The 6,463-nt window shown below is 36.1% G+C and carries 7 protein-coding genes; 6 read left to right on the top strand and 1 reads right to left on the bottom strand.

All coding sequences use genetic code 11. The features are described from left to right. Positions 1-319: 319 nt before the first annotated feature. From E2L07_RS19755 to istB, 4 genes are all read left to right on the top strand, one after another. Entirely contained in the window at positions 320-1,333 is a 1,014-nt protein-coding gene (locus tag E2L07_RS19755) for a glycosyltransferase (RefSeq protein WP_134230452.1), read from the top strand. 44 nt (positions 1,334-1,377) lie between these two features. Next, a complete protein-coding gene (locus E2L07_RS19750; RefSeq protein ID WP_134230451.1) occupies positions 1,378-1,965 on the top strand; it encodes a polysaccharide pyruvyl transferase family protein in 588 nt (195 codons plus the stop codon). 129 nt (positions 1,966-2,094) lie between these two features. Then, positions 2,095-3,594 (top strand): IS21 family transposase, encoded by a 1,500-nt coding sequence (istA, locus tag E2L07_RS19745; RefSeq protein ID WP_134230450.1) that lies wholly within the window; start codon positions 2,095-2,097, stop codon positions 3,592-3,594. Beyond that, positions 3,594-4,346, top strand: coding sequence for an IS21-like element helper ATPase IstB (gene istB, locus E2L07_RS19740; protein WP_134230449.1), 753 nt, complete (start codon positions 3,594-3,596; stop codon positions 4,344-4,346). Before istA ends, istB begins: the two co-directional genes overlap by 1 nt. On the opposite strand, the gene E2L07_RS19735 is transcribed toward istB, so the two are convergent. Continuing rightward, a complete protein-coding gene (locus E2L07_RS19735; protein WP_134230448.1) occupies positions 4,336-4,653 on the bottom strand; it encodes a hypothetical protein in 318 nt (105 codons plus the stop codon). The genes istB and E2L07_RS19735 overlap by 11 nt on opposite strands. Positions 4,654-4,944: 291 nt before the next feature. Between E2L07_RS19735 and E2L07_RS19730 the strand changes: the two genes are divergently transcribed. Together E2L07_RS19730 and E2L07_RS19725 are read left to right on the top strand one after the other, a co-directional pair. Beyond that, positions 4,945-5,277, top strand: a complete 333-nt coding sequence (locus E2L07_RS19730) for an alpha-helical endospore appendage domain-containing protein (protein ID WP_134230447.1) — start codon at positions 4,945-4,947, stop codon at positions 5,275-5,277. Positions 5,278-5,617: 340 nt separating this feature from the next. Continuing rightward, positions 5,618-6,463 (top strand): IS256 family transposase (locus E2L07_RS19725; protein WP_134230283.1); only part of this gene is annotated, 846 nt, incomplete at its 3' end.

Here is a 6,463-nt window from a genome sequence, read left to right as displayed (position 1 = left end):
CCCTTGATTGACCTCTGAATAAACCATTGGTGTGTTTGTCAAGAGCGATAGCGTGGCATTTCCACCTAATAAATGGTAGGTAGTATGAACCGTGCTAGTTTTTCATAGAACTTTTGACACTACCATAGAAGTTCTGTTTAGTGCAGTATATGTTAGGACTTTTCATTTGATTGGATCTGATTCGACTATGATTCTACGTGACGGTCGAGCAAAAAGCAGGCTAATAAATTGCTCCAAAGTCTAAACATTGAGAAGCAAGCAATCATAGTATAGAAGCAGCTTGGCTATAAAAGATTTTGAAAAACAAAGGTGATCAAGCATGAGTATTATTATTTTTCCACCTACAATCGATTGGTCGTGGATGAAACAACGGCCCCAACAATTAGCAAAACAATTTGCGAGAAATGGCCACATCGTCTGTTATTGTAATAAAACGTTTGAAGATAAACCCATTGAAGAAGTGGAGGAAAATCTGTTTGTCGTCTTTAACCATGCAAAGTGGATAAAGAGTCAATTTTCCGAGATGAGAAGAAGAACAATGGATAAAGTAATTGTTTGGAATAGTTGGCCCAAGCTTGTTGACTTTATTCAGCAATATAACCCTGATAAGGTGATCTATGATTGTATTGATGAATTTCCACAATGGCTTCCATATGAAGAAAAAATGGCTCAATCTGCAGACGCCATTGTTTGTTCCTCCCAACGTCTTTTCAACCGCATGACGCGAGAACATTCTAATAAAAGGATTGAGATGGCACGTAATGCTTACGATACTGACTTAGGACTTCATATACAAAGTGAATCCGATCATATTTATCCTATAGATTTACCTAAAAATGGGAATGGGATTGTAGGATATGTTGGAGCATGGGCACCTTGGATTGATGAGATGCTCGTAAAAAAAATGAAAGATGAACTAGAGGGAGTGGAGATCGTTGTTATAGGGCCTGAATTTGGTAGAAAGTTTTCTGAAAGGAAGTTAGAGGGCGTAACGTATCTAGGAATTAAACCTCATCAAGAATTAAAACATTATATTCATGCCTTTTCTGTATGTTTAATTCCTTTCCAAATGACTCCTACAACACGCGCTACTAATCCAGTAAAAGCCTATGAATACCTATCAGCAGGAAAGCCAGTTATATCAACGAATCTCCCCGAATGTAGACTGTTAGCTCCTTATGTAGATGTAGCCAATACAAGGAAGCAGTTCATAAAATTAGTCAAGAAAAGGCTAGTACATCCAGGAAATGCACAAGGACGAATACGCTTTGCTCTTGAGAACTCGTGGGAAAACCGCGCAAAAAAATTAGAATCATTATTAAATGAAATTTAAGAATTTAGAGCCAATAATGTTATTAGAAAGAGGTGTTCATTTAAATGAAAGTATTGATCCATGGCTTCTATGGTGCTGGAAATGCCGGGGACGATGCAATTCTTCATGTCATTATTAATCAATTACAATCAATAAATAAGAATGTAGAGGTTACAGTCGTTATAAGGTCTAAACAACTAAAGCCTTACTATGGCACAGCAAATGTTAACTACATCTTAGGATTAAACTTTGAGGAAATTACGAAAGTCTTAAAGGAAAGCTCGTTACTTATTGTAGGGGGTGGTGGGTTATTCCAAGACTATAACGAGTCCCACCCTGAAAACTTATTTCATAATCAAGAAGGGGCATTAAACTATTATTTAGCTCCTATTATTTTGGCTAAGATGCTCAATGTAAAAACAATGCTTTATGGTGTAGGCATTGGCCCATTAAGTCAAGAAGATTCCTTAAAAACGATGAAATGGATTGCGGACATTGTGGACGCGATTACTGTACGAGATCAAGATTCTTTTCAAATATTAAATTCACTTGGTATAACAAAGCATGTTTTATCAGCAGATCCAGCCCTTCAATTACGTGCAGATTGCAGTAACAAAGACGATATCATTCCAAAAGATAAAAGGCTTGTTTAGTGCAAAATAAAAGTACATAGTATTGCAAAGAAAAAGTGCAGAATTTCTGCACAAAAAAAGGCTTGCAAGCCCCAATCAAATTCTCTACTGTTTTGAGTGTCGAATTCAATCAGTGGAGGTCATGAAAGGATGCTAGCAATGCCTGAAATTAATTATATCAAACATTTACGAAATAACGAAGATATGAATATTACTGATATTAGTAACAAATTAGGTAGAAATTGGAGAACTGTTAAGAAATATGCTGATGGTGATGTTCCTAATGAAACCGTTCGAGTTAACAAACGGGGCATGATGTACGACGAGGGGTACGGTGAGATTGTTGATTTTTGGTTAGAAGAGGATATGAAATTAAATAGAAAAGATCGTAGAAATAACAAAAACATCTTTGAGCAACTTGTAGAAGAGCATGGGTTTAAGGGATCTTATCGGACGGTTTGTGATTATATACAATTTAAAAAGCCGCAACTAAAGCAACTAAAGGAAACGCGGTATCAGCGATTAGAGCATCCACCAGGTGAGGCTCAAGTTGATTTTGGAAATATGACTGTTGTCAAAGATGGAAATTACAAAGATCTAAAAATTCTTATTATGAGTTTCCCTTATAGTAATGCCGCTTTCGCTTACCCACTTCCTGCTGAAAATAGTGAATGTTTTTTACACGGTCTAAAAGAGTTATTTCAACAAGCTGGTGGAGTTCCTACTCACCTCCGAATTGATAACCTAAGTGCTGCAGTTGTGTCAGTAGGAAAAGGAGATTATCGAAAATATACAGATTCATTTCTTAGATTTCAGGCACACTACGGTTTTGAAGTACAAGCTTGTAATCCAGCACGAGGAAATGAAAAGGGGAATGTTGAGAAAAAGGTCGATTATACAAGATGTAACTTTTTTGTAAGTGCGCCAATAATGAAAGACTTTCCAACATTTACAGAATGGTTAAAGGAAAAGTTAGTTGAAGATAGAAATAGATCACATTATGTAAAAGGAAAACTGATAAATGAATTATGGGAAGAAGAAACAAAGGCATTAAAAGCACTACCAATAAAAGCATTTTCAATCTACTCGATTGATTCATCTGTTGTAAATAAGTACGGTGAAATTACTGTAGATGGAGAAAAATTTGTCATTCATAAAGCTCATATAAAACAAGGCGTAATTGTTAAAAAGGAATGGGACAGTTTTTCATGTTTAGGGGAAGATGGAGAAATTATTTATCAAGAAATGCGACCTTACATGAATATAGCAAGGAAAATTCCCTGGGATGATATTTTTGGAGATTGGGAAAAGAAACCACGATCAGTAAGTTACTCACGATATTTGAAGTACTTACCCGAACGAGTTAGGAAATATTTAATCATAAGTGCCGATGAAACGAAAAGTCGTATAAAGGGGTTGAGAAAGCTCTATAAAAAGTACAGTTTCGAAGAAATAGATAGTTTATTAGAGAACGAGAACTTTCTTGAACGCGCACCTCATGAGTTAGGTTTTATGTTAGCTGCAAAAAAGAATACCTATCCAACGAGTTTCGTCGAAACTCATACTCCATCTGTCTTAAAGGATTACGAAACTGACTTGCATTCGTATGATAAAAGATTATTTCCAAATCATGAGAGGAGTATGAATTAATGGGGGTAAAAAACTTAAAAGAAATTTGTAAGACGCTTCATTTGAGCAATATAACAGACCGCTATGAGGAAATACCTTACGAGTCAAAGGATCAATTTCTTTACGATGTCTTATCTTTAGAGGTTTCATCTAGACAAACAAATAAGATCGCTCGCTTAATTAAAAAAGCAAAATTTCGTGAGTTAAAGTGGCTAAAGGATTATAAGTGGTCAGAGCAAATTCATTTACCGACTACGACAACAAAGGATGAAATTATTGATTTAAAGTTTCTATTAAACAAGCAGAATTTATTATTATTAGGAGCTTCCGGAACTGGTAAGACTCATTTGAGCACTGCGTTAGGATTGAAAGCTTGCGAGAAAGGTTATGAGGTTAGATTTTATCGAGTGGCAGATTTAGTAGCACAACTCGAAGATGCGTTAGCCAAAGGTACATTACAAAGATTAAAACGGCAAATTGAAAGTTGTGATTTATTGATTTTAGATGAAGTCGGCTATGTACCTTTTCAAAAACAAGGATCAGAATTACTTTTTCACATCATAGCAGATTGTTATGAACAAAAGAGTGTAATTGTAACTTCAAATTTAGAATTTGGACAATGGAATCGGGTTTTTGGTGATAATCGATTAACAACTGCCCTGGTTGATCGCCTTGTCCACCATGCTCATATTGTAGCATTTACAGGAGAAAGCTATCGATTGCAAAATGCGCTTTCTTCTGTGAATGTTGCAGCAGCAACTATTAATAAGTAAAAATAAAAAGAGCTGCAAGCCTTTGTATTTTTCGCTGCAACTCTCTGTACTTTTTGCTTGCAAAAAACAACACCTTGTCATAAACGTGTTCATGAATGGGGTTTTTATAGTTTGTAAATGCTTCAACACCATCCAATCTAACCTTCCAATCTGATTTACTATAACGCTCATAGGGAAGTTCCAATGACTCCCGTAATAAAACTCCATATTTACCAAACCCAATACCAATGTCCAATATGGAATTAGGTTTGAATCTTTCAACTTCCTCCATTATTTCAGGTATAGCTTGAATCCAACTAGTTGGCATGTAGTCGCCTCCTTCTTTTTTCAACTGTATTATTTCTATTCTTTCTAATAGGTTTAGACCTAAAACGTGATATAGATGTCACGAACTTACTCCTTTTTATATTATTCTAGCCCCCTATAAATGACGGCCTAATTATTTAGGATGAACATATTAATTATTCCATACAATAAGATTCCCAATTTAATCTTTAATCTCTTCTCAAAATTAGGCACTATTAATAGTTACTTGCCCAATCGATAATCCTCTTAATGAATACTCTACATATATAAAATCTAAAGGAGTGATTGATAAATGTCTTTCCCGAATATTCCAAACGTAACACCTTCTATTGATATCAACAGAGAGGATGTCATTAATCTATTATTAGCTTCTGTCGCATTTGAAGAACTAGGTCTAGCTCATGTTATTAATGCTGAAGCTGAAAAAATTCAAGCGGTGGTTGGTACTTTACCAGAAAACACTAATGTAGCCGCTACAAACATTGATGATTTAATTACAATCAATGAAACAGTAAACCGAACATTAAAAACTGCATTGAAAACCCAAATGTTACTTCAATTTAAGATGGAAGACATATTAGACGCAGACAATGGTAACGGTGAAAACGGTAATGGCACTGTATAATCGTTATTTACAATAAATTTTAAGAAGAGACATTGCACTAGGATGCGATGTCTTTTCTTGTGGAAAAAATAACCATTAAAAAAGATAAACTGTGCTTTTCACATAACCATATGATAGGAAATAAATGTCCTATTCCATTCTCATATATAGATGTGTCGTGTTATGTGTATTGTTTACGACGACCCAATTATTTAAGGATGAACATATTAATTATTCCATACAATAAGATTCCCAATTTAAGATGACGTAAAATATTTTGTGTAAGCCCTTGAAAACATAAAAATAGGTAGGGTATCCTCGGAATTGTCGAGATTCCATAAGAGAGGAGTAATCCCTACCTATGTCATCAAGTATAAACAATTCCGACTTCACAAATCAACTGGAAGAAATCATAAAATCATTTATTCAAGAAAGACTTGAAATCATCATGAAAGCAGAACTGGATAACTACTTGAAAGTTGAAAGACCTAATCATCCAAACAGCAAAAATGGATATTATAAACGTTCATTAGACACGAGATACGGCAAAATCGAAGAATTATCAGTACCACGAGATCGCCGAGGTGAATTTCAAACTCAGCTCTTTGCTCCTTACCAACGTCGAGATGGATGGCTTGAGGAAACCATTATCAAGATGTATCAAAGTGGCATGAGTACCCGTGAAGTAGGGAAGTTCATTGAACGCATTCTCGGTTCTTCTTACTCTGCCACGACCATCAGTAATATCACGGAAGTGGCCATGGAAGATATCCAGGCGTGGCAGCAACGCGAATTACACCCACGCTATTCTGTGCTATATCTGGATGGCATGTATATCAAACTCCGCCGTGACACCGTGGCGAACGAAGTGATTTACTTTGCCATTGGAGTCACTGTAGAAGGATATCGTGAACTGTTAGGTTTCTACATTGGTGGTCAAGAGAGTGCTCTTGGTTGGCAAGAGATGCTTCAAGACCTCTATCAACGTGGGCTGAAGGAAGTCTTACTCGGTGTATTTGATGGACTTCCTGGCTTAGAAGAAGCTTTTAAAAGCCTTTATCCGAAAGCAGATGTCCAGCGTTGTGTGGTACACAAAGTACGACACACCTTAAATCGTGTGCGTAAGAAGGATCGAGAAGAAGTCGCTGAAGATCTGAAGGCAATCTACCGGTCCTTCACTCACTCACAGGCTGAAGAACAATTCTAT

The sequence above is a fragment of the Halalkalibacterium halodurans genome, from assembly GCF_004376175.1.
GTDB lineage: Bacteria > Bacillota > Bacilli > Bacillales > Bacillaceae_D > Halalkalibacterium > Halalkalibacterium halodurans.
The sequence above is the reverse complement of the archived record's forward strand: the minus strand, read 5'-3'. Positions and strand labels throughout refer to the sequence as shown.

What these genes read in the sequence shown, in the direction of transcription:
- E2L07_RS19755 (WP_134230452.1), top strand. Translation starts at nt 320, where the DNA reads ATGAGTATTATTATTTTTCCACCTACAATCGATTGGTCGTGGATGAAA.
- E2L07_RS19750 (WP_134230451.1), top strand. Translation starts at nt 1,378, where the DNA reads ATGAAAGTATTGATCCATGGCTTCTATGGTGCTGGAAATGCCGGGGAC.
- istA (WP_134230450.1), top strand. Translation starts at nt 2,095, where the DNA reads ATGCTAGCAATGCCTGAAATTAATTATATCAAACATTTACGAAATAAC.
- istB (WP_134230449.1), top strand. Translation starts at nt 3,594, where the DNA reads ATGGGGGTAAAAAACTTAAAAGAAATTTGTAAGACGCTTCATTTGAGC.
- E2L07_RS19735 (WP_134230448.1), bottom strand. Translation starts at nt 4,653, where the DNA reads ATGCCAACTAGTTGGATTCAAGCTATACCTGAAATAATGGAGGAAGTT.
- E2L07_RS19730 (WP_134230447.1), top strand. Translation starts at nt 4,945, where the DNA reads ATGTCTTTCCCGAATATTCCAAACGTAACACCTTCTATTGATATCAAC.